The sequence below is a fragment of the Vibrio sp. 5S239 genome, from assembly GCF_041439575.1.
GTDB classification, from domain to species: Bacteria; Pseudomonadota; Gammaproteobacteria; order Enterobacterales; family Vibrionaceae; genus Vibrio; species Vibrio kanaloae.
This window is the reverse complement of sequence record NZ_JBGOOM010000012.1, coordinates 20,426-41,505: the sequence shown is the minus strand read 5'-3', so window position 1 is coordinate 41,505 and position 21,080 is coordinate 20,426. Positions and strand designations below refer to the sequence as shown.

General features: G+C 44.4%; 20 protein-coding genes, 1 tRNA gene and 1 riboswitch. Of the genes, 11 read left to right on the top strand and 10 right to left on the bottom strand.

Features of this window, described 5'->3' with window-relative positions; genetic code table 11:
- Nucleotides 1–115: 115 nt before the first annotated feature.
- The 6 genes from ACED48_RS11445 to moaA all read right to left on the bottom strand — a co-directional run bounded on the left by ACED48_RS11445 (nt 116) and on the right by moaA (nt 5,455).
- Nucleotides 116–1,747, bottom strand: a complete 1,632-nt coding sequence (locus ACED48_RS11445; RefSeq protein WP_017054956.1) for an ABC transporter substrate-binding protein — start codon at nt 1,745–1,747, stop codon at nt 116–118.
- A 637-nt stretch (nt 1,748–2,384) separates the two neighbouring features.
- Nucleotides 2,385–2,858 (bottom strand): molybdopterin synthase catalytic subunit MoaE, encoded by a 474-nt coding sequence (moaE, locus tag ACED48_RS11440; RefSeq protein WP_017054955.1) that lies wholly within the window; start codon nt 2,856–2,858, stop codon nt 2,385–2,387.
- 2 nt (nt 2,859–2,860) lie between these two features.
- Nucleotides 2,861–3,106 carry a molybdopterin synthase sulfur carrier subunit gene (moaD, locus tag ACED48_RS11435; RefSeq protein ID WP_017054954.1) on the bottom strand — a complete coding sequence of 82 codons (246 nt, stop codon included), beginning with the start codon at nt 3,104–3,106 and terminating at the stop codon, nt 2,861–2,863.
- Nucleotides 3,103–3,582 carry a cyclic pyranopterin monophosphate synthase MoaC gene (gene moaC / locus ACED48_RS11430; RefSeq protein WP_017054953.1) on the bottom strand — a complete coding sequence of 160 codons (480 nt, stop codon included), beginning with the start codon at nt 3,580–3,582 and terminating at the stop codon, nt 3,103–3,105. The genes moaD and moaC overlap by 4 nt, the downstream gene beginning before the upstream one ends.
- Nucleotides 3,583–3,594: 12 nt before the next feature.
- Entirely contained in the window at nt 3,595–4,107 is a 513-nt protein-coding gene (moaB, locus tag ACED48_RS11425; protein ID WP_010437177.1) for a molybdenum cofactor biosynthesis protein B, read from the bottom strand.
- Between the two features lie 358 nt (nt 4,108–4,465).
- Nucleotides 4,466–5,455 (bottom strand): GTP 3',8-cyclase MoaA, encoded by a 990-nt coding sequence (moaA, locus tag ACED48_RS11420; RefSeq protein ID WP_017056508.1) that lies wholly within the window; start codon nt 5,453–5,455, stop codon nt 4,466–4,468.
- A riboswitch (molybdenum cofactor riboswitch) is annotated at nt 5,444–5,596 on the bottom strand. It overlaps the preceding gene by 12 nt.
- Nucleotides 5,597–5,789: 193 nt before the next feature.
- Here moaA and ACED48_RS11415 point away from each other — a divergent pair.
- Nucleotides 5,790–6,677 carry a YvcK family protein gene (locus ACED48_RS11415; protein WP_017056507.1) on the top strand — a complete coding sequence of 296 codons (888 nt, stop codon included), beginning with the start codon at nt 5,790–5,792 and terminating at the stop codon, nt 6,675–6,677.
- Between the two features lie 99 nt (nt 6,678–6,776).
- Here ACED48_RS11415 and luxU read toward each other — a convergent pair whose 3' ends face one another.
- The 3 genes from luxU to uvrB form a co-directional block, all read right to left on the bottom strand.
- Nucleotides 6,777–7,121, bottom strand: coding sequence for a quorum-sensing phosphorelay protein LuxU (luxU, locus tag ACED48_RS11410; RefSeq protein ID WP_017056506.1), 345 nt, complete (start codon nt 7,119–7,121; stop codon nt 6,777–6,779).
- A 23-nt stretch (nt 7,122–7,144) separates the two neighbouring features.
- Nucleotides 7,145–8,533 (bottom strand): quorum-sensing sigma-54 dependent transcriptional regulator LuxO, encoded by a 1,389-nt coding sequence (gene luxO, locus ACED48_RS11405; RefSeq protein ID WP_017056505.1) that lies wholly within the window; start codon nt 8,531–8,533, stop codon nt 7,145–7,147.
- 302 nt (nt 8,534–8,835) lie between these two features.
- Nucleotides 8,836–10,866 carry an excinuclease ABC subunit UvrB gene (gene uvrB, locus ACED48_RS11400; protein ID WP_017056504.1) on the bottom strand — a complete coding sequence of 677 codons (2,031 nt, stop codon included), beginning with the start codon at nt 10,864–10,866 and terminating at the stop codon, nt 8,836–8,838.
- A 509-nt stretch (nt 10,867–11,375) separates the two neighbouring features.
- On the opposite strand from uvrB, the gene ACED48_RS11395 reads away from it, so the two are divergent.
- From ACED48_RS11395 to ACED48_RS11350, 10 genes are all read left to right on the top strand, one after another.
- Nucleotides 11,376–11,451: transfer RNA gene (locus ACED48_RS11395), tRNA-Asn, on the top strand.
- Between the two features lie 361 nt (nt 11,452–11,812).
- Complete coding sequence (gene rsxA / locus ACED48_RS11390; RefSeq protein WP_004734039.1) at nt 11,813–12,391, top strand: electron transport complex subunit RsxA; 579 nt, start codon at nt 11,813–11,815, stop codon at nt 12,389–12,391.
- Between the two features lie 2 nt (nt 12,392–12,393).
- Complete coding sequence (gene rsxB, locus ACED48_RS11385) at nt 12,394–12,987, top strand: electron transport complex subunit RsxB (protein WP_004734040.1); 594 nt, start codon at nt 12,394–12,396, stop codon at nt 12,985–12,987.
- Between the two features lie 7 nt (nt 12,988–12,994).
- Nucleotides 12,995–15,577, top strand: coding sequence for an electron transport complex subunit RsxC (rsxC, locus tag ACED48_RS11380; RefSeq protein ID WP_017056503.1), 2,583 nt, complete (start codon nt 12,995–12,997; stop codon nt 15,575–15,577).
- Nucleotides 15,577–16,623 carry an electron transport complex subunit RsxD gene (rsxD, locus tag ACED48_RS11375; RefSeq protein ID WP_017056502.1) on the top strand — a complete coding sequence of 349 codons (1,047 nt, stop codon included), beginning with the start codon at nt 15,577–15,579 and terminating at the stop codon, nt 16,621–16,623. Before rsxC ends, rsxD begins: the two co-directional genes overlap by 1 nt.
- A 12-nt stretch (nt 16,624–16,635) precedes the next feature.
- A complete protein-coding gene (gene rsxG / locus ACED48_RS11370; protein ID WP_017056501.1) occupies nt 16,636–17,265 on the top strand; it encodes an electron transport complex subunit RsxG in 630 nt (209 codons plus the stop codon).
- Nucleotides 17,265–17,957 (top strand): electron transport complex subunit E, encoded by a 693-nt coding sequence (locus ACED48_RS11365; RefSeq protein ID WP_029626991.1) that lies wholly within the window; start codon nt 17,265–17,267, stop codon nt 17,955–17,957. The genes rsxG and ACED48_RS11365 overlap by 1 nt, the downstream gene beginning before the upstream one ends.
- A gap of 180 nt (nt 17,958–18,137) precedes the next feature.
- Nucleotides 18,138–18,773 (top strand): endonuclease III, encoded by a 636-nt coding sequence (gene nth / locus ACED48_RS11360; protein WP_010437137.1) that lies wholly within the window; start codon nt 18,138–18,140, stop codon nt 18,771–18,773.
- 110 nt (nt 18,774–18,883) lie between these two features.
- Nucleotides 18,884–19,300 (top strand): lactoylglutathione lyase, encoded by a 417-nt coding sequence (gene gloA / locus ACED48_RS11355; RefSeq protein ID WP_017056499.1) that lies wholly within the window; start codon nt 18,884–18,886, stop codon nt 19,298–19,300.
- Between the two features lie 210 nt (nt 19,301–19,510).
- A complete protein-coding gene (locus ACED48_RS11350; protein ID WP_017056498.1) occupies nt 19,511–19,945 on the top strand; it encodes a DUF2753 domain-containing protein in 435 nt (144 codons plus the stop codon).
- A 108-nt stretch (nt 19,946–20,053) separates the two neighbouring features.
- Here the strand turns inward: ACED48_RS11350 and ACED48_RS11345 are convergent, their stop codons facing one another.
- Complete coding sequence (locus tag ACED48_RS11345) at nt 20,054–20,935, bottom strand: OmpA family protein (RefSeq protein WP_017056497.1); 882 nt, start codon at nt 20,933–20,935, stop codon at nt 20,054–20,056.
- Nucleotides 20,936–21,080: the final 145 nt, after the last annotated feature.

Genomic DNA, 21,080 nt, shown 5'->3' with positions numbered 1-21,080 from the left:
AACTCACTCTTTCAGTCTGTGACAATGAAAATTAGAAAAACGCTACATGCACACCCTGTGCATGTAGTGTCTGTATCGTTATAGTTATATTAACTTTTTATAATCGAAGCGCTTATTATTGAGCTTTGATATAGAGGTCTTTTGAGTAGATTTTCTCTTCCGCATTATTAGCTGGGAAGCCACCGACATGCGGGTTCAGTAAACGTGTTTTTACGTACTGATAAATAGGAGCAATAGGCATCTCATTCGCCATTAGCTTTTCTGCTTCTAAATACAGAGCGGTACGTTCTTGTTCTGACGTTGAATTAATAGCCTTGTCCATCAAAGCGTCATAATCGGTATTTCCCCAATGTTGGCCGCCTGTTGTATTAGCACTAACCATCAAGGTTAAAAATGTAGACGCTTCGTTGTAATCACCACACCAACCTGCACGAGCGACTTCAAAGTTGCCGGTATCTTTAGAAGATAGGTAAGTTTTCCACTCTTGGTTTTCAAGCGTAATTTTAAGCCCTAGCGTTTTCTTCCACATAGAACCAAGAGCTACTGCAACTTTCTTGTGGTTCTCATCAGTGTTATACAGGAGAGAGAACTCGAGAGGGTTATCTTTTCCAAAACCTGCTTCTTCAAGAAGGCGCGCCGCTTCGGCGTTACGTTCTTTTTGAGACATTTTACCGTACTGAGGAAGCTCAGGATCAAATCCAGCCGTGATCTCCGGCGTCAAGAAGTACGCAGGTTTCTGTCCTTGCCCCATAATGGCGCCAGCAACTATGTCACGATCAATCGCATAAGAAATCGCTTTACGTACACGTACATCATCGAAAGGCTTTTTCTTAGTATTGAATGAGTAGTAGTAACTACAAAGATTACCCACGACGGAAAGGTCTTCTGGGTGCTCCTTTTTCATACGCTTGAAATGCTCAATTGGCAAATCATACGTGAAGTCGATTTCACCGGATAAAAAGCGGTTCATTTCCGCTACTTGATTTTCGATTGGTAGGAACGTTACTTTATTGAGAACGGTATGATCGTTATCCCAGTAATTTTCATTACGAACTAACTCAAGACGCTCATTAACGACCCATTGATTTGGAACAAATGCACCGTTACCAACGAAGTGATCTGGCTTAGTCCATTGGTCACCATATTTTTCAACAGTTGCCTTATGCACTGGCTTCACTGTGGTATGGCCCATCATCATTACGAAGTATGGTACCGCTGTTTCTAATTCAACAACAAGCGTATATTCATCTACAGCTTTAACGCCGAGTTCACTCTTGTCCTTCTTACCCGCTACGATGTCTTTCGCGTTCACCATCTTGGTATATTCCATGTACCAAGCGTACGGAGAAGCAGTGGCAGGATCGACTGCACGTTGCCAACTGTAAACGAAATCTTCAGCTGTTACAGGATCGCCATTAGACCATTTTGCATCTTTACGTAGGTGGAAAGTGAATGTTTTGTTGTCTGTCGTTTCCCAACTTTCGGCTACCCCTGGGATAGTGTTGCCTTCGCCGTCTTGGTTCACTAGACCTTCTAAAAGATCACGAATTACGTGAGATTCTGGTACACCTTGAGATTTGTGAGGGTCGATAGTCGCAACTTCAGTACCGTTACCGCGGACCAGTTCCTGAACTTTTGCTAGTTCTGTACCTGCTGGAACGTCAGCAGCGATAGAAAGAGTAGAAGTGGCAGCCACTGCCAGACCTGCACCTAGAAGAAGGGCTTGAGTGATTTTATTCTTGTACATTTAATAAACTCCAAGTTTTTTGTATTGCATCCATGACTTCTTTGCTCGGTTCACTGAAAGGCAGTGATTTAGATGTATTTAGCTCAAATATTAAGCATTAAAACCTAAAACCTTACAAAGATTGCGGCTCACACTATCAACCATTGAAGTAATTTGCTATTAACATGTCGCAAAAAATCGGAGAATTTCCCAAAATATTCATGATATCAGTGTAAATATCTAATAAAAACCTAATGCGTAGTGAATTACACAGAGTAACTTTATTAAGAAACAGCCTTTAGTGTTGATGTATCTGTATTGATACTTTTTTTTAGCATCTTGTCCTATAACACCGCCAGAAAATTAACATTAATGCCACATTAAATCTAATTGCATATCACATATCACCTAAACAGACTGCACTATTTGTGAGGGTCATCACTTTAAACAAAATAGCATAGTGTTCTGCACTAAAACGGATAAAGCGACGCACCAATCCAGACCAAATAAGCCCTTGAATTTACATGCAATCTAGCCGAGTAATTATTTATTAGGACAACGTTTTTTATACAAAAACTTTATAGTATCCACAAAAAAACCGACGTTAATCGTCGGCTTTCTACTGTTTACTTCTGGATCAAACACAATGTTGAGAGGCTTACTTTCCCCAACGCTCCGCAGCTTTTGCATCTGAATCTCGAGAATCGACCCAACGAGTCGCCTCGGTAGTACGTTCTTTTTTCCAAAACGGAGCTTTGGTTTTGAGGAAATCCATAACAAACTCACAGGCTTCAAAGGCTGAACCGCGATGCGCACTGGATACACCAACGTAAACTATCTGATCACCGATATCTAGGTCACCAACGCGGTGAATCACTCGCATCTTCTGAATAGGCCAGCGCGCTTCAGCTTGATCACAAATCTCGCTCAGCGACTTCTCTGTCATGCCAGGGTAATGCTCCAGAGACAAACCAATCACATTGTCGCCAAGATTCATGTCCCGAACTTTACCGACAAACGTCACTACCGCTCCTGCAGCTGTGCCTTGAGCTAGATAATCGTATTCGTCACCCACAGAAAAATCTTCTTCAGTAACTACTACTCTTAGATCTATAACTCGAGAATCATTCATACTTAGCCTCCCGTTACTGGCGGGAAAAAAGCGACTTCATCGCCATCTTTCACTTCCGTAGTCAAAGGTACGATGGATTGGTTAAGCGCAGCGAGAAGCTTGCCCTCTTCCAATGCGATGTCCCATTTCCCTTCTTTTTCTACAAGATGGCTACGAATCGCTTCAATCGTCTTGAACTGTGCATCAACTTCAACGCTGTCCACACCAACCAGTTCACGAGTTTGAGCAAAGAAGAGTACTGTAATCATGATTCCACCTTGAAGTGACCTGATTTACCACCCGTCTTCTCTAACAGGCGTACGTTCTCGATAACAATGTCTTTCTGGACAGCTTTACACATATCGTAAATAGTCAACGCAGCGACCGAAGCTGCGGTCAGCGCTTCCATTTCTACGCCTGTCTTACCAGCAAGCTTACAGACAGATTCGATACGAACCTTGTTTTCAGATTTGATTGCTTCAAGCTGAACTTCTACTTTAGTCAGTAGCAAAGGATGACACAGTGGAATCAGATCCCATGTCTTCTTAGCCGCTTGGATACCAGCAATGCGTGCCGTTGCGAAAACATCACCTTTATGGTGGCTACCAGAAACAATCAGCTCTAGCGTTTCAGCAGACATTTGAACGTAAGCTTCCGCTCTTGCTTCGCGTACCGTTTCCGCTTTAGCCGATACATCGACCATGTTTGCTTCGCCAGACGCGTTAATGTGTGTAAATTGGCTCATACTAAAACCGCCTTATACAGAAAGGTGTGGCATAAAGTTACAAGGACGATGGCTAGCATCCATCTGTTGCTTGATGATCTTAGTCCAACCTGTGCGACACGCACCTGTAGAACCTGGCATTGCAAAGATTACTGTGTGGTTAGCAAAGCCCGCAATCGCACGAGATTGAATTGTCGATGTACCGATCTCTTCGTAAGACACTTGACGGAATAGCTCACCAAAACCCTCTACTTCTTTATCGAACAAAGGCTTAAGCGCTTCAGGTGTGCTGTCACGAGACGTAAAACCCGTACCACCAGTAATCATGATCGCTTGTACGCTGTCATCAGCAATCCACTGAGATACGATCGCACGGATCTTGTACATGTCGTCGATAACGATTTGTTTATCAACCACGTTGTGGCCGGCTTCTTTAGCATGCTCAGCTAGATAACCACCTGACGTATCATTTTCTTCTGTACGAGTATCTGAAACGGTTAGTACTGCGATGTTTGCTGCTTGGAATTTGCTTTCTGCGTGACCCATTTGTTCACCTATATAAATTTTTCAATTATGAGGGCGTGTTGACCTTTCGTGATTAAATTTTGTTCGAGATAAAAGCGTTTTAATCGCGGCGAGGGGGAAGTAGCCTAGTCATTCTAAGCAAATCTCCCTCAACAAAGAGTAAAACGCTTTTAGCCGAACCCTTCGGGCAGCGTTTGCTGGTCATTTCTACTACGTTATCGGCTTCTCATGTAGGCTAGCTACACATCAAAGCCTCTGCCTTGTATAAATACCCAGCAACTCGCTGCAAAAATCAGCTCGAAAGAGCAACACGCCCTAGACTGATTCGCCCAGCTTAAAGAAGCTGAGCGATAAAATGCTTTAGAGTATGTATAGCGGGTTAACCGCCGATTGACGCCAAGTTTGGAGTCATGCCGCTGTTGCCATCATGCAAGAAGTGGCTAACGGACTTGGTTTGAAGCTGAGCCTGAATTCGATCAATAAGCTCTTGCTCTTGTTGATCTTCTTGAATCAGATCTCTCAGTTCAACACCGTGGTCGCCAAACAGACATAGATGAAGCTTACCGGTCGCAGATACACGCAGTCGGTTACAACTCTCACAAAAGTCTTTCTCGTAAGGCATGATCAAACCGATTTCACCCTTGTAGTCAGGGTGGACAAACACTTGCGCCGGCCCATCATTAACGGCTTTGACTTTTAACAGCCAACCATTAGCAATAAGCTGGTTGCGAATCGCAACGCCAGACACATGGTGTTTATCAAACAACTCGTCCATCTCGCCGGTTTTCATCAGCTCGATAAAACGTAATTGAATAGGTTTGTCTTTGATCCAATTAAGGAAGGCTGGTAATTCCTGACTGTTGAGGTCTTTCATTAATACGACGTTTACTTTGACTTGTTCAAAGCCAACTTCAAACGCTTTATCAATACCTCGCATAACCTCAGTAAACTTATTCTCACCAGTGATCTGATGGAACATGCGCGAATCTAAGCTATCCACGCTGACATTTATGTGGGTTAAACCAGCATCACGCCATTGCCCTACTTGTTTCTCCATGCGATAACCGTTGGTTGTGGTGGCTACCTTTTCGATGCCTGGAGTAGTGGCAACAGTATGTATAATTTCAGGAAAGTCTTTACGCAGGCTCGGCTCTCCGCCTGTAATGCGGATCTTTGAGGTGCCACAATCTGCAAACGCTTTTACAATGCGTTTGATCTCGGGGACACTTAAAAAAGACGAATTTTTCTGCCCTGACGGTTTATAACCATCTGGCAAGCAGTAAGTACATTTAAAGTTACAGACGTCTGTAACCGACAAGCGCAAGTAATAAAACTTGCGATGGAATCTATCTTCGAATTGTTGCGCCACGGAACACCTTTCCAAACACGGGAGGCATAATCATTTCCAATTAAGCCCTTGTGACAACATGTCACTGGCTCTTGATGCGTATCGGTACAGCAAATACCACTGTGCGACTTAGCATGCAAGAGCTCGGAGTTATGGCAACTGCACGTTATACTTACACGAACAGTAGCTGAGTAATAAAATACTTAATATTTGTACGTGAATCTAGCTTTGATAACCAAAAACGGGTCATATCAACAAAAAAAATGTACCAAACCCTCAAATTAACTCTTGTTAAGTATCTGACAAGAAGCATTTAACCTAAATTATAGTTAGTAATAATTTAATAGAACAAAAAATGAACATTTATTCATCAAAGAAAGTCGTAGCAATCGGTGGAGGCCATGGCTTAGGTCGTATGCTTGCTGCATTAAAAGACTTTGGTAGCAATGCGACTGGCATTGTCGCAACAACAGATAACGGTGGTTCAACCGGACGAATTCGAGACTGTCAAGGTGGTATAGCTTGGGGAGACACTCGTAACTGTATCAACCAATTGATCACCGAACCTTCCATCAGTTCGATGATGTTTGAGTACCGTTTTCGCGGTCAAGGTGAACTGAACGGCCACAACCTCGGTAATCTGATGCTCACAGCATTAGACAACCTCTCTGTTCGCCCACTAGAAGCAATTAACCTAATTCGAAATATGCTCAAGGTTGACGTCAATATCGTCCCGATGACAGAGCACCCTTCCGATCTCACAGCGTTATCAATGGATGGTCGCTGGGTTACGGGTGAAACCAATGTTGACGACATGACAGAAAAACTGCGCATGATGGACTTGTCTCCAGAAGTGCCTGCAACCAAAGAAGCCGTTGCAGCTGTCGAACAAGCCGACTGCATCGTTCTTGGCCCTGGCAGCTTCCTGACCAGTGTTATGCCCCCTCTTCTCCTTCCTGAGATTGGGAAAGCCATTGCTGCGAACACCAAGGCTAAGGTTATCTTCATCGAAAACCTTTCGCCAGAACATGGCCCTGCAGGGAAAATGACACTTCAAGAGCAGTTGGAGTGGTGTGAACGTACCTGCAAAGCGAGAAAAATTGATATCGTGCTGGGTAATGCGCCGCACCCTGAACTTGAAGGACTTTGGAACTGCGTAACCACCGACCTTGCCTCCCCTAACCGAGATTGGCGACATGACCGTTTAAAGCTTCAACAAGCGATTCGAGCTCAACTAGCTTAATGCACATAGCTTATAGCTTGGGATAAACGACAGAGGCCAGTAAAAAAAAGGAGCGTCATGCTCCTTTTTTAATACCTACTTATATCATCATCAACCGTTTTAGAGATCAGTCATCAACTGCTGATATTCCGTGTACGTTGATAACAGAAGTTCTTGCATATCTTTAAAATCCACTTCTGTCACTGGCAACGCTTGCTTAACTTTTGCATCTAAACTAATGGCGAAACTACACAAAGAATCAGCACCAAAACTCGCAGCACTGCTCTTCAATGCATGACTGATATCGGCCAAATACTTGGAAGTATCGGTATCTTTATTTAGCTCCAAGTGCTCGTAGTATCCCTTCAATTCTCCTAAAAAGATCTCAAGCAACACCGGAACATTCTCTTGCCCTATTTCACCGGCAAGCTCATCAACTTTTTGCTGATTTAATACTTTCATCATCGTTCTTTCTTATTGTTTGGTAATTACGGCTTCGCATTCCACGTTTGCAATTTACGGTAAATCGTTGATGGACTGACATCCAAGAAACCAGCCGCGCGAGGGATATTACCGTCACACGCTTTTATGGCCTGTTCGATTGCCGTTTTCTCAGTGATCCACAATGGAAAAATATCTTTTACAGTGATGTCTTCATTCTGCTTCTCTTTCAGTCGCAGACGATTCTCAATCGGCTGGTTCAGTGGAGGTGGGAGCATGTTCAGAGTAATCTCTTTACCATTATTCAATACCACCACATTTCGTAAAACGTTTTGTAGCTGACGAACGTTACCCGGCCACTCGTATTGATTAAAGCGATCCAACACTTCCTGAGCAAAGCGTACGAAAGCCTTACCTTCCTCAACCGACATGTAGCCTAGTAACGAGTATGCGATCTCGATGACATCTTCTCCACGCTCACGCAGTGGCGGCAAGTGAAGAGGGATCACGTATAAACGATAGTATAAATCTTCTCTAAAGCGACCTTCTTGTACTTCTTTCCAAGGGTCACGGTTGGTCGCGCAAACAAAGCGCACATCAACGCTCTTCATTTTTGAAGAACCGACTTTTTGGAAGGTGCCGGTTTGAATGAAACGCAGAAGCTTGGTTTGCAATTCAAGATCCATTTCGCATAACTCATCGAGGAACAGGGTTCCACCATCTGCTAGTTCAGCAGCACCTTGGCGATCGGTTGCTGCGCCCGTAAAGGCACCTTTGACGTGGCCAAACAGCTCACTTTCAATCAAATCTTTAGGGATAGCCGCGCAGTTAATCGCAATGAAAGGCTTATCACCACGCTTACTCGCTGCATGAATGGCTTCTGCACATACTTCTTTACCGGTACCACTTTCACCTGTGATAAAAATACTCGCCTTACTTGATGCGGCAGAATCGATGGTTCGGTAAACCTGCTGCATGGTTTGGCTACTACCGATGAATCCTTGGTAGTTTTGATTACCCGGATTTTCAGAGCTGTTCTTAAGTTTAGTGGCTTTGCGTATCGCGTTATTCACCGTAATACGGAGTCGGTCGGCTTCACAAGGTTTAATAAGGAAATCTTGAGAACCATGACGCATGGCTTCTACGGCGGTATCGATCGAGCCATGAGCCGTCATGAAGATAACGGGGACTTCAGGGTATTTTTGTTTTACAGCAAATAGTACGTCCATACCCGTCATATCAGGAAGACGCAGATCTAACAAAATTAGATCTGGGATTCGATGATTCAAACTCTCAATTGCATCGCGACCTGTGCCGACAATGTTGATATCAATTTCGAGCGGTGTCAGATAAGAGCGATACAACGCTGCGACCGAAGCCGTATCCTCCACCATCAACAAATACTTTGATTTGTTATCTAGCGTTTTTGATTGCATATCCTAGCCATTTATAATTTGCATTTCTTATTATAGTCGCATTCCGCTTTGCATTATGCAAATTAACCACAGTATTTGTATTATATTTCTTTACCTGCTTCAAATAATCAATGTATTAGCTACATGGCACGAACGATGCAAAGGCTATATTGACCTTCGGGTCACCTAGCCAACTGACGTTGTTAGTGGACTCATTGTTCACAAACGTAAGCCAGTAGAACATTTACTACTGGCTGTTTTTTGTCTGGAACACTCTCCACTTTAAACTTGTCCGATATGAACTTCTTGAATAAGAAGTGAGATTAGCTGTTGGTAATGAACTGCTTTCTCAACTGCTCTATCTCATCACGCTTTTGTGCCGCTAATTCAAATTCCAAGTTCTGAGCATGTTGATACATCGCCGCTTCTAGCTTACTGATCTCTTTATCAAGCTGCTGCGGGGTAAGCACGGTGTAATTTTCAGAAGGCTCGGCGACTTTCGATAGTGGAACCTGCTTAGATTGTCGCTGCTGTTTAGACTTAGTGAGATCACCCAACTCCATAATATCTTTGATATTACGTTTCAGTGCTTGCGGAGTGATGCCTTGCTCTTCATTGTAAGCCTGTTGTTTCTCCCTGCGACGGTCGGTTTCATCAATCGCTTTTCTCATCGACTTAGTAATTGAGTCTCCATACAAGATCGCTCGGCCCTCCAAGTTACGTGCCGCACGACCAATCGTTTGAATAAGAGAACGTTCAGATCGCAAGAAGCCCTCTTTGTCAGCATCAAGAATCGCCACCAGCGATACTTCAGGCATATCCAAACCTTCACGAAGTAAGTTAATACCCACTAACACGTCGAACTCGCCCAAACGTAGGTCTCGGATGATCTCTACACGCTCAACGGTATCGATATCTGAGTGCAAGTAACGCACTTTAACGCCGTGCTCACTTAGGTATTCGGTTAAGTCTTCCGCCATTCTCTTAGTCAATGTTGTGACCAAAACACGCTCTTCTTTCACTGAGCGTATTCTGATTTCAGACAACAGGTCATCAACTTGAGTCGACACAGGCCTTACTTCAATAACTGGGTCTAAAAGACCTGTCGGACGAACGACTTGATCAGCAATTTCACCATTTGACTTTTCAATCTCGTAATTGCCTGGCGTTGCTGATACAAAAATAGTCTGCGGAGCTATCGATTCAAACTCGTCAAATTTCATTGGGCGGTTATCCAATGCAGAAGGCAGGCGGAAACCAAATTCAACCAGAGTCTCTTTACGAGAGCGATCACCTTTATACATGGCGCCAATTTGCGGTACAGTCACGTGTGACTCATCGATAATCAACAGACCATCATCAGGCAAGTAATCAAATAATGTCGGAGGCGCTTCCCCTTCCGCACGACCACTCAAGTATCGTGAATAGTTTTCGATACCCGAACAGAAGCCAAGCTCAGTCATCATCTCGATATCAAACTGCGTTCTTTGAGAGATACGTTGTTCTTCCAGAAGCTTATTGTTGTCTTTTAAATATTGAGTTCGGTCTCGAAGTTCATCTTTAATGTTCTCAATCGCCTCAAGGATTTTCTCCCTAGGCGTTACATAGTGAGTTTTGGGGTAAACGGTAAAGCGCGGTAAATCTCTTTGTTTAATTGCACCAGTCAGGGGATCAAAGATGCTTATACAGTCGACTTCATCATCGAACATTTCGATTCGCACTGCATCTTGGTCAGATTCAGCAGGGAAGATATCAATGACCTCACCACGAACACGGAACTGGCCTCGTTCAAATGCGACATCATTTCTCGAATATTGAAGTTCAGCTAAGCGGCGTAAGATGTCACGTTGGTCCATAACCTCACCGCGGCTCAAGTGAAGCATCATCTTCAAGTAAGACTTAGGATCACCCAAACCGTAGATAGCCGATACAGATGCGACGATGATAGCATCTTTCCGTTCTAGCAAGGCCTTGGTTGCCGAAAGCCTCATTTGCTCGATATGGGCATTCACAGACGCATCTTTCTCGATGAATGTGTCTGTGGTCGGCACATAGGCTTCTGGTTGGTAGTAATCGTAGTAAGAAACAAAATACTCTACGGCATTATTGGGGAAAAAAGATTTCATTTCACCATAAAGTTGAGCCGCCAATGTCTTGTTAGGCGCTAACAGGATCGCAGGTCTTTGAGATTGGGAAATGACGTTGGCAAGGGTAAAGGTTTTACCAGAGCCCGTTACCCCTAATAGAGTTTGATGTGCCAAACCTGAATCTAGTCCATCTAGTAATTTGGTTATCGCCGTCGGCTGGTCACCAGACGGGCTGTAGTCCGATACCAAGTCAAAGAGTTTACTCATAGGTCGCCATTTCCATACTGTTTTTTTAATCAGGTCATTGTCACTCTAGGAGGAGTGTTGTTGCAACTATTATCTAGAGAAATGCTTCTTAAGACTCGATATCAGTTATAGCTTTTATGTTTAGAACTTGGTATTATCCGTGCCCCTGCAAGATCTCTTCAACTAAATTACTCTATTTTTAATCCACTACTTTTCCCCAAAAAATCTAAAAATACCGCCTATTTTACTGTTATCGCTGTAATCTAAAAAAGTTATACAATAGCGACACCTCTAAATAAACCCTTAAAATACATACGATTAGCTGCATTTGTTACATTTTTAGATTTATTTCAATTATTGTTATTAAAGTTTAACACACACACTTATCCACAATTTTGGTGGATAACTACATCCAAGCTAAATCCAATAAGGCGTTCAAGAAAGTAAAGTTTTTTATCTTACTTTTTTCTGCTATTTTTTGTTGACAGAAAAACGGACTGTTATTAGAATTCTCGCCGTTCACAAGTAATTCCCCTTTAGTTCAGTTGGTAGAACGGCGGACTGTTAATCCGTATGTCGCAAGTTCAAGTCTTGCAAGGGGAGCCAAATTTAAAGAAGCCGTATCACTCGATACGGCTTTTTGCGTTTTGATGCCTTTTATTCTTTTTCTTATACTGTCCCCTTTTACGACTCCTTGGGATAAACCTGCACCCAAAGAACCAACGATTGTTGCCTTGTAGCTAGTGCTAAGATCTGTCTCCATTCATTAAAGATCCAATTTAGCCACTGCTATAAACGTGTCTCAGCAAGTAAAAATTGGCCGTCTATACTTAGTGTGACTTTTAACAATCAAACGATTACCTGATGTTTTTTTCACCAAGTGTCTAAATCCCTAGTGATCCTTGGTTGTTATTAGGTGAGCAAAGCAGGATAATATCGGGATCGGAATCTCAAGAATTAATCCATTATGACCGAATACCTTTTGTTGCTGGTTGGCACAGTGCTGGTCAATAACTTTGTGCTAGTGAAGTTTTTAGGGCTATGTCCATTTATGGGAGTCTCCAAGAAACTGGAGACTGCGATTGGCATGGGCCTCGCGACGACTTTCGTTCTAACGTTAGCGTCGGTCTCTGCATACCTAGTAGAAACCTACATCCTTACCCCTCTGGGTATTGAATACCTGCGTACCATGAGTTTCATCTTGGTTATCGCGGTGGTTGTTCAATTTACGGAAATGGTGGTTCACAAAACCAGCCCAACTCTTTATCGCCTGCTGGGTATCTTTCTGCCTCTTATCACCACCAACTGTGCGGTATTAGGTGTGGCACTTCTGAACATCAATGAAAACCACAACTTCATTCAGTCGATCATCTATGGTTTCGGCGCAGCGGTTGGTTTCTCTCTTGTATTGATCCTATTTGCTGCAATGCGTGAACGTATTGCGGTTGCTGATGTTCCAATGCCATTCAAAGGTGCATCGATTGCGATGATCACAGCAGGCCTAATGTCTCTGGCATTCATGGGCTTTACTGGGTTGGTGAAATAAGCATGAGTACCATTTTAATTGCGATCATTGCGCTAGCCGTTTTAGCCGCTGTTTTTGGCGCTATTTTGGGCTTTGCTTCTATCCGTTTTAAAGTTGAAGCTGATCCTATCGTCGATCAAATCGACACCATTTTACCGCAAACTCAATGTGGCCAGTGTGGCTATCCTGGTTGTCGCCCATACGCAGAGGCGATCGCTAACGGAGACAAGATCAACAAATGTCCTCCGGGCGGCCAAGCAACCATAGAGAAGCTAGCAGATTTAATGGGCGTAGAAGTTGAAGACTCCGCTCATGACTTAGATAACAAAGTAAAAACCGTTGCCTTCATTCATGAAGATATGTGTATCGGCTGTACCAAGTGTATTCAAGCCTGCCCTGTTGACGCCATTGTTGGTGGCACCAAGGCACTGCACACAGTAATTAAAGATGAATGTACAGGTTGTGATCTATGTGTCGCACCGTGCCCTACTGACTGTATTGAAATGATTCCAGTGGCAACAACGACTGAAAATTGGAAATGGCAGATGAACATCATTCCTGTTACTGATATCACTAACCAAGCGACTGATGCGACTGCGTCAGAGCCTAAAGCATAGGGTTAGTATGATCTCTTTAATTGAACAAATTCGCACGGGCTCTATTTGGAACTTCCCTGGTGGCGTGCACCCTGCTGAAAACAAGAAACAGTCGAATACTACTGATATCGTCCATGCAAGGCTTCCAGAAGAAATCGTTCTTCCGGTGAAACAGCACATCGGTAAGCCGGGTAACCTATTGGTTGCTGCTGGCGACACTGTGTTAAAAGGTCAGCAACTTACGGCCTTAGATACAGGTTTTACGTTACCTGTACACGCACCAACATCGGGTGTGATTACCGCTATCGAACCGCGAACTACCGCTCACCCTTCAGGCTTGAGCGAAATGTGCGTGGTTATTAAACCTGATGGCCTAGACACTTGGAGTGAAAAAAATCCAGTTGAAGATTTTTCGACAAAGACTTCTGACGAACTGCTTGATGTGATTCGCCAAGCTGGTATTTCAGGCATGGGCGGCGCAGGTTTCCCTACGGCTAAGAAGCTTCAATCAGGCTTAGGTCGTACCGACATTTTGATCGTCAACGCTGCGGAATGTGAACCTTACATCACCTCTGATGACAAGTTGCTTCAAGAACATGCCGACGAAGTATTAAAAGGCATCGAAGTCGTTGAACACATTCTTCAACCAAAGCTGACGGTTATCGGCATTGAAGACAACAAACCAGATGCGATAAAAGCACTTGAGATTGCAGCGAAAGACAAAGATATCGTCATTCGTGTTATCCCAACTAAGTATCCTTCTGGTGGTGAGAAACAGCTAATCAAGATCCTCACCAACAAAGAGGTTCCGGCTGGCGGCATTCCTGCAGACATTGGTGTTTTGGTTCAAAACGTCGGCTCGCTTTACTCAATTAAGAGAGCAGTAATCGACGGTGAACCAGTGATTAACCGCGTGGTGACTTTAACCGGTAAAACCTTTAAGCAACCTCGTAACGTTTGGGCGCTATTAGGTACACCAGTACACGAGTTACTAGAGGAATTTGGCTACAAAGCGGATAAAAAACTGCCACGTTTGATTTTGGGCGGCCCGATGATGGGCTTTACCTTGCCGCATGCCAATGTGCCAATCACTAAAACGTCGAACTGTATTTTAGCGCCAACGCGTCGTGAGATCTCACCAAGCACTTACGAGATGGAATGTATTCGTTGCAGCGCGTGTGCTGAAGCTTGTCCTGCGTCTCTACTTCCTCAACAGCTGCAATGGCACGCCAAAGCCAACGAGTTGGATAAGTGTGAAGAGCTGAATATTAAAGACTGTATTGAATGCGGTGCTTGTGCGTTTGTCTGCCCAAGTGAAATCCCTCTTGTTCAATACTATCGCCAAGCGAAAGCCGAAATCAAAACAAGAAAAGACGAAGCGACAGCCGCCGAGCGCGCCAAGATTCGTTTCGAAGAGAAAAACGCTCGTATGGAGCGTGACAAAGCCGAGCGTGAAAACCGCTTCAAGAAAGCTGCTGACAACCGTCGTAAAGACATGAAATCAGCCGATGGTGATGATGCGATTGCAGCTGCGATTGCTCGCGTTAAAGCGCAAAAAGCCGCGGCAGACCAAGCTCCTAATGCGGAACCAGCGGTGAAACCTGCGGTTGCGGCTGCGATTGCCAAGGCAAAAGCAAAACAAGCGGCGGCTCAGAAAGCGGATAGCGCTGAACCAGACAATTCTGAAATGTCGAAACTGCGTGAAGAACGTAAACGACAAGCTCGAGAGCGCAAGGCACAACAAGCAGCAACTGATGCTCCTGCAGAAAACTCTGGTGATGGCAAGAAAGATGCTGTTGCTGCAGCCATTGCTCGTGCTAAAGCGAAGAAGGCTCAGCAGGCGGAATCAACATCTGACGCTCCAACTGAAAGTACTGGCGATGCCAAGAAAGATGCCGTTGCTGCAGCTATCGCTCGTGCTAAAGCCAAGAAAGCTCAACAAGCGGAATCAGCTACTCAAACCGAAAGTGAAGCTCCGGCTGAAAGAACTGGCGATGCCAAGAAAGATGCCGTTGCTGCGGCTATTGCTCGCGCTAAAGCCAAGAAAGCCCAACAAGCAGGTTCAGCTTCCGAGGCTCCGGCTGAAAGTACTGGCGATACCAAGAAAGATGCTGTCGCTGCGGCCATTGCTCGCGCTAAAGCGAAAAAAGCTCAGCAAGCGAAACAGACAGAGACAGCAGAAACTCCTGAACCAGTAATTGAAGTTGAAGCTGAAACTCAACAGGAGTCAGTCCATCCCAAAAAAGCTGCCGTTGCTGCCGCTATCGCACGTGCTAAAGCTAAGAAAGCACAACAAGCCAAGCAGGAAGAGACAACTGAAACGCCCGAACCAGTAACTAAAGTTGAAGCTGAAACTCAACAAGAACCAATCGATCCCAAAAAAGCTGCCGTTGCCGCTGCAATAGCTCGCGCTAAGGCGAAGAAAGCACAGCAAGCTAAACAGGTCGAAGCACAAGAAACCGCTCCTGAACCTGCAGATGAAATTGAAACGGAAGCTCACTCAGAATCCGTCGACCCTAAGAAAGCAGCCGTTGCTGCCGCAATTGCTCGTGCTAAAGCAAGAAAAGCGCAGCAAGAGCAAGATAAAAAGAATAATGAGGAGAAAGAGTAGTGGCCTTCTTTATCGCCAGCTCACCGCACGCGCACAATCGTAGAAGCACCCCAGATCTCATGAAATGGGTGGCTATTTGTGCATTGCCAGGTCTACTAGCTCAAACCTACTTCTTTGGATGGGGTACACTCATCCAGTTAGTATTTGCTATCGCACTTGCTGTTAGCTTTGAAGCAGCCGTAATGCTATTGAGAAAACGTCCGCCAGTGATGGCACTGCGTGATTACAGTGCTGTTGTGACAGCATGGCTACTCAGTGTTGCTATTCCTCCACACTCACCGTGGTGGATTCTAGTAATAGGTATGTTCTTCGCTATTATTATCGCGAAACACCTTTACGGCGGCCTTGGACAAAACCCATTTAACCCGGCGATGGTCGCTTACGTTGTTTTGCTGATCTCATTCCCAGTCCAGATGACCAGTTGGAATGCACCGACCAGCTTAACGGCTGAAGCAACGAGCTTTGTTGACTCATTCTTGATGATCTTTACTGGCTTCAATAATGAAGGGTTGTCTCTACAACAAGCTCGCCTTGGTATTGATGGCACAACGATGGCGACACCACTCGATGCATTCAAAACCGCATTAACGGCGGGCAATACAGCTTCAGAAGCACTGTCTCAACCTCAATTCAGCTGGTTAGCTGGTGTAGGCTGGGAATGGGTGAACCTTGCTTATCTAGTCGGCGGCCTTGTGCTCATTAAACAACGCGTGATTCAGTGGCATATCCCAGTGGCATTTCTAGGCAGTTTGACTGTATTTAGCCTAGTGTTCTTGATGTTCACTCCTGGCGAGACCGCATCACCGACCATTCATCTATTGTCTGGTGCGACTATGCTCGGCGCATTTTTCATTGCGACCGACCCTGTTTCAGCATCAACGACAGTCAAAGGCCGTTTAGTGTTTGGTGCTCTGATCGGCGGCTTAGTCTTTATCATCCGCAGTTGGGGTGGCTTCCCTGACGGCGTGGCGTTTGCTGTATTGTTAGCCAACATGTGTGTTCCATTGATTGACTACTACACCAAACCTCGTACATACGGCCACTAAGGAGCGGATACCATGCTAAATGCAATTAAGAAAAACGGTCTTGTACTCGCTATTTTTGCGTGTGCTTCCACCGGTTTGGTAGCGGTGACTCACGAGCTAACCAAAGAGCAGATAACACTGCAAGAACAAGCTCAATTGCTATCGGTACTTAACCAAGTAATCCCACACGAGTTACATGACAATGAGCTTTTTTCAGCTTGTACCTTAGTTGAAGCCGAGGCGCTTGGAACCAAACAAGCCATGCCAGCTTACATTGCTAGACTCAACGAAGAACCGAGTGCAATCGCGATCGAAGCCATTGCACCAGACGGCTACAACGGTGCAATCAAGGTGATTGTTGGAATGAAAATAGACGGCACTATTTTAGGTACTCGCGTTCTTTCCCATCAAGAAACTCCGGGGTTGGGTGATAAGATTGATCTACGAGTGAGTGATTGGATTCTCTCTTTTGCAGGCAAACAAGTAACTGAGTCGAATCTTGATCGATGGAAGGTTCGCAAAGATGGCGGTGATTTCGATCAGTTTACCGGCGCAACTATTACGCCGAGAGCCGTCGTAAAGTCAGTGAAACAAACGGTTGAATACGTTAACAAAAATCGCCAAGCATTGCTTGCTCAACCTCTAAATTGTGGTGGTGAATGATGAATGAACATAAAACACTAATTAAAAATGGCATGTGGGCCAATAACCCTGCCCTAGTGCAACTTCTTGGGTTATGCCCTCTACTCGCAGTTTCCTCAACCGTGACTAACGCGCTTGGATTAGGCATTGCCACGTTACTTGTTCTGGTCGGTTCGAACGTTTGCGTCTCTTTGGTTCGTAACCATGTACCAAAAGAAGTTCGCATCCCAGTATTCGTGATGATCATTGCTTCACTAGTAACCTGTGTTCAACTTCTGATGAATGCCTACGCGTACGGACTTTATCTATCTTTGGGTATCTTCATACCACTGATCGTAACCAACTGCATCATCATTGGCAGAGCGGAAGCATTCGCTTCAAAAAATGCGGTGTTGCCTGCTGCTCAAGATGGTTTTTGGATGGGTCTTGGCATGACATCGGTACTGATTGTGTTAGGTGCGATGCGTGAGGTGATAGGTAATGGGACTCTGTTTGATGGCGCCGACCTACTTCTTGGTGACTGGGCTTCAATGTTACGCATCCAGATATTCCAATTTGATAACAGTTTCTTATTAGCTCTGCTTCCACCAGGTGCCTTTATTGGTGTTGGTTTCTTGATTGCTTTGAAAAACATCATCGACAACCAAGTAAAATCTAGACAGCCAAAACAAGAAAAACCAACTATTGAACGCGCTCGCGTTACCAATGCCTGATAAGTTACAGTAGCTTAAAACCCTGCTGAGAAGCTCAACCGCTCAACAGATATATAGATTGACCAAGTACACACATAATAATGACGCTCATAAGAGCGCGTAACCGATGATAAAGCCTGAGTATTCGGAATTAATTGAATACCGAAACTCAAGCCCTAACTATTTGAAAGTAATGTCGCTATGAACAATGTAAAACGAGTAGAAATACTTGAGCGTTTAAGAGAAAACAACCCAAAGCCAGAGACTGAGCTTAACTGGAACAGCCCTTTCGAGTTGCTGATTGCCGTACTTTTGTCTGCACAGGCAACCGATGTCAGCGTGAACAAAGCAACGGATAAACTTTACCCTGTGGCGAATACTCCACAAGCGATTTTCGACCTAGGTGTCGATGGCTTAAAAGAGTACATCAAGACAATCGGCCTATTTAATTCAAAAGCAGAAAACACCATTAAAACGTGTCGAATGCTGCTTGACCTACACAATGGTGAAGTACCGGAAGATCGTGCGGCATTAGAAGCCCTTCCTGGCGTTGGTCGTAAAACTGCCAACGTAGTATTGAACACCGCTTTCGGTTGGCCAACCATTGCCGTGGATACTCACATCTATCGCGTATCAAACCGCACTAAGTTAGCGATGGGCAAAACGGTCGACGATGTTGAAGCTAAGCTGCTCAAAGTCATTCCAAAAGAATTCAAACTGGATGTCCACCATTGGCTCATTCTTCATGGACGCTACACTTGTGTCGCGCGTAAACCACGTTGTGGCAGCTGTATCATTGAAGATCTGTGCGAGTTTAAAGAAAAAACAGACGTCTAGGGCTAATAAGGTCTAATCAAAAAGCTAATAAGCTAAACAACACCGCACTCTTCTTGCGGTACAACAACAGAATTACAAAACGTATACACAGTTAAAGCTAGGAGCAAATCATGTCAAACGGCCGTATTTTACACACCATGCTACGCGTTGGTGATCTAGATAAGTCTATCGAGTTCTACACCAATGTAATGGGCATGCAGCTATTACGTAAGAACGAAAACAAAGAGTATGAATACACACTGGCTTTCGTTGGCTTTGGTGACGAATCTCAAGGTGCTGTAATTGAGCTTACATACAACTGGGGAACGTCTGAATACGACCTTGGCTCTGCTTTTGGTCACGTTGCGATTGGTGTAGACGATATCTACACAACGTGTGATGCGATTAAAGCCGCGGGTGGTGATGTGACTAGAGAAGCGGGGCCAGTTAAGGGAGGAACAACACACATTGCCTTTGTAAAAGACCCAGATGGCTACATGATTGAGCTTATTCAGAACAAGCAAGCAAGTGCGGGGTTAGAAGGTTAATTTAAATCTAAAAGACCAAGGATGACTTTGAAAAGTAATCCTCAAACGTGGATTGACCAATAGTAGAAAGCGAGCACTATGCTCGCTTTTTGTTTATTGCGATCGCTCATATTTTTGCTCAATCATTTATTGTAACAATCCTATCTAAACGCTTTACATGATAATGATTATCATTTAAATTAAACCTCTCTAAACCAGTGAGGTCATACAATGATTAGCGAATGGGAAAAACACACGTTACTTGCCGACACGGCATTACAACTCGACGATCCTGTACGAAGTATTCTTCACTATAAGCAGGCATTGAACTTAAGCGAAAAAATCACTGAGCGTACCGATATTCAAGCCGATGAACGCTTACTTATTTCCGTCATCTCTTGCCATAATCTCGCCCAGTTTTGGCGATGGGCTGGCGAGACAGATTATGAACTCAAATATCTCCAACTGGCTTCAGAAAAAGTGCTGACACTTATCCCTCAATGCCCTAATACGCAATGTTCAAGCTTCATTGACTCTATTGGCTGCTGTAAAAAAGCGCTTATCGATTTCATGAAACGCCATCCTAACCCTAAAATTGCCTCTATGGTTGAAAAAATCGATACCGCAACCAACTGTGAAATTATCGCCCGTTTTCGCCTAAATTAAGTTTGCTTTTGATTAAACTCAAATAGTTTTTTCGTGGCTAAGGCACTTACATTACAGCCCCATTTAAGTAGAAAAAAGCTCGCCTCTTTACATTTAGGGTCGTTCAGCTTAAACCTGTGTACGACCTAAAGAGATAACAACGCGTCGGTTTTTATCTTTGCCAATTGGTGAGCTGTTATCGGCAATCGGACGACGTTTACCATAACCTTGAACTTGAATACGGTCTCCGGGTAAACCAAGTGACTTGAAGTACTCTCTTAACGACTCAGCTCTTCTCTCAGAGAGGTTCTGGCTAATACTTTTACTGTCTGCAGAGTCCGTGTACGTCGCGACTAGCACAAGGTCGATATCTTGGTTGTAACGAACATAATCTGCGATCTGGCTTAGCCTTTTACGTGACGACTTATTCAACTGATCGCTATTGCGATCGTAATGCAGAATAGTAAAAGAGATATCTTCAAAGCTGTAAGGCAATAAGTTTGCAATACAGTCACTAAATACATTGTACTTTTCTTGGAATAACACCGACGACAACGACACTTCGATACGCTGATCTCGGCTCTGCCACTCTTGATAACTGAATGTCGGGTAGCGCCCTTTCTCCAGTTCACTCAAGATACCCCACGCCGTTTGACCGCCAACGTACCCATCAAATTGTTGGAAGAACTTAATGGTTGTCATGCGATCAGCACTTTCGCCCGGACGCCAAGGTGGCGGCATAGAGATCAAGCTTACATTGCGCGTCGCACCCATTGGGCGGCGCATTTTAAGCTCAAAGTCCAAAATGATTTTTTTACTCGCGCGAGATGAGAACTCAGCATCACCAAAGTTTGGAATTGGGTGAACCAAGCGACATTCTAGTGGTGTGTTGGCCACCATCTCCCACGTTGACTGTTGAGGAGATGCTCCGTAACGCTTTTCTTGTGCCATGACCGATGACGACACAAGTAGCGAAAATAGCATTGAACCTGTTATGAGTTGTTTCTTCATAAAGTGGAGTATCTCTTAAGCAATTCGTTTAACAATGCAGCCAATTGCCGCATTTTTCTCTCGTGTTTAGATATGCAATTATCAAGCCGAAATGGGGTGGCTAATTTATGATTTATTGCCCTTCCCTAGTTTTTATCACTGCTAT

Coding starts and splice junctions, on each gene's coding strand:
- ACED48_RS11445 (WP_017054956.1), bottom strand. CDS start 1,747: ATGTACAAGAATAAAATCACTCAAGCCCTTCTTCTAGGTGCAGGTCTG.
- moaE (WP_017054955.1), bottom strand. CDS start 2,858: ATGAATGATTCTCGAGTTATAGATCTAAGAGTAGTAGTTACTGAAGAA.
- moaD (WP_017054954.1), bottom strand. CDS start 3,106: ATGATTACAGTACTCTTCTTTGCTCAAACTCGTGAACTGGTTGGTGTG.
- moaC (WP_017054953.1), bottom strand. CDS start 3,582: ATGAGCCAATTTACACACATTAACGCGTCTGGCGAAGCAAACATGGTC.
- moaB (WP_010437177.1), bottom strand. CDS start 4,107: ATGGGTCACGCAGAAAGCAAATTCCAAGCAGCAAACATCGCAGTACTA.
- ACED48_RS11415 (WP_017056507.1), top strand. CDS start 5,790: ATGAACATTTATTCATCAAAGAAAGTCGTAGCAATCGGTGGAGGCCAT.
- luxU (WP_017056506.1), bottom strand. CDS start 7,121: ATGATGAAAGTATTAAATCAGCAAAAAGTTGATGAGCTTGCCGGTGAA.
- luxO (WP_017056505.1), bottom strand. CDS start 8,533: ATGCAATCAAAAACGCTAGATAACAAATCAAAGTATTTGTTGATGGTG.
- uvrB (WP_017056504.1), bottom strand. CDS start 10,866: ATGAGTAAACTCTTTGACTTGGTATCGGACTACAGCCCGTCTGGTGAC.
- rsxA (WP_004734039.1), top strand. CDS start 11,813: ATGACCGAATACCTTTTGTTGCTGGTTGGCACAGTGCTGGTCAATAAC.
- rsxB (WP_004734040.1), top strand. CDS start 12,394: ATGAGTACCATTTTAATTGCGATCATTGCGCTAGCCGTTTTAGCCGCT.
- rsxC (WP_017056503.1), top strand. CDS start 12,995: ATGATCTCTTTAATTGAACAAATTCGCACGGGCTCTATTTGGAACTTC.
- rsxG (WP_017056501.1), top strand. CDS start 16,636: ATGCTAAATGCAATTAAGAAAAACGGTCTTGTACTCGCTATTTTTGCG.
- ACED48_RS11365 (WP_029626991.1), top strand. CDS start 17,265: ATGAATGAACATAAAACACTAATTAAAAATGGCATGTGGGCCAATAAC.
- nth (WP_010437137.1), top strand. CDS start 18,138: ATGAACAATGTAAAACGAGTAGAAATACTTGAGCGTTTAAGAGAAAAC.
- gloA (WP_017056499.1), top strand. CDS start 18,884: ATGTCAAACGGCCGTATTTTACACACCATGCTACGCGTTGGTGATCTA.
- ACED48_RS11350 (WP_017056498.1), top strand. CDS start 19,511: ATGATTAGCGAATGGGAAAAACACACGTTACTTGCCGACACGGCATTA.
- ACED48_RS11345 (WP_017056497.1), bottom strand. CDS start 20,935: ATGAAGAAACAACTCATAACAGGTTCAATGCTATTTTCGCTACTTGTG.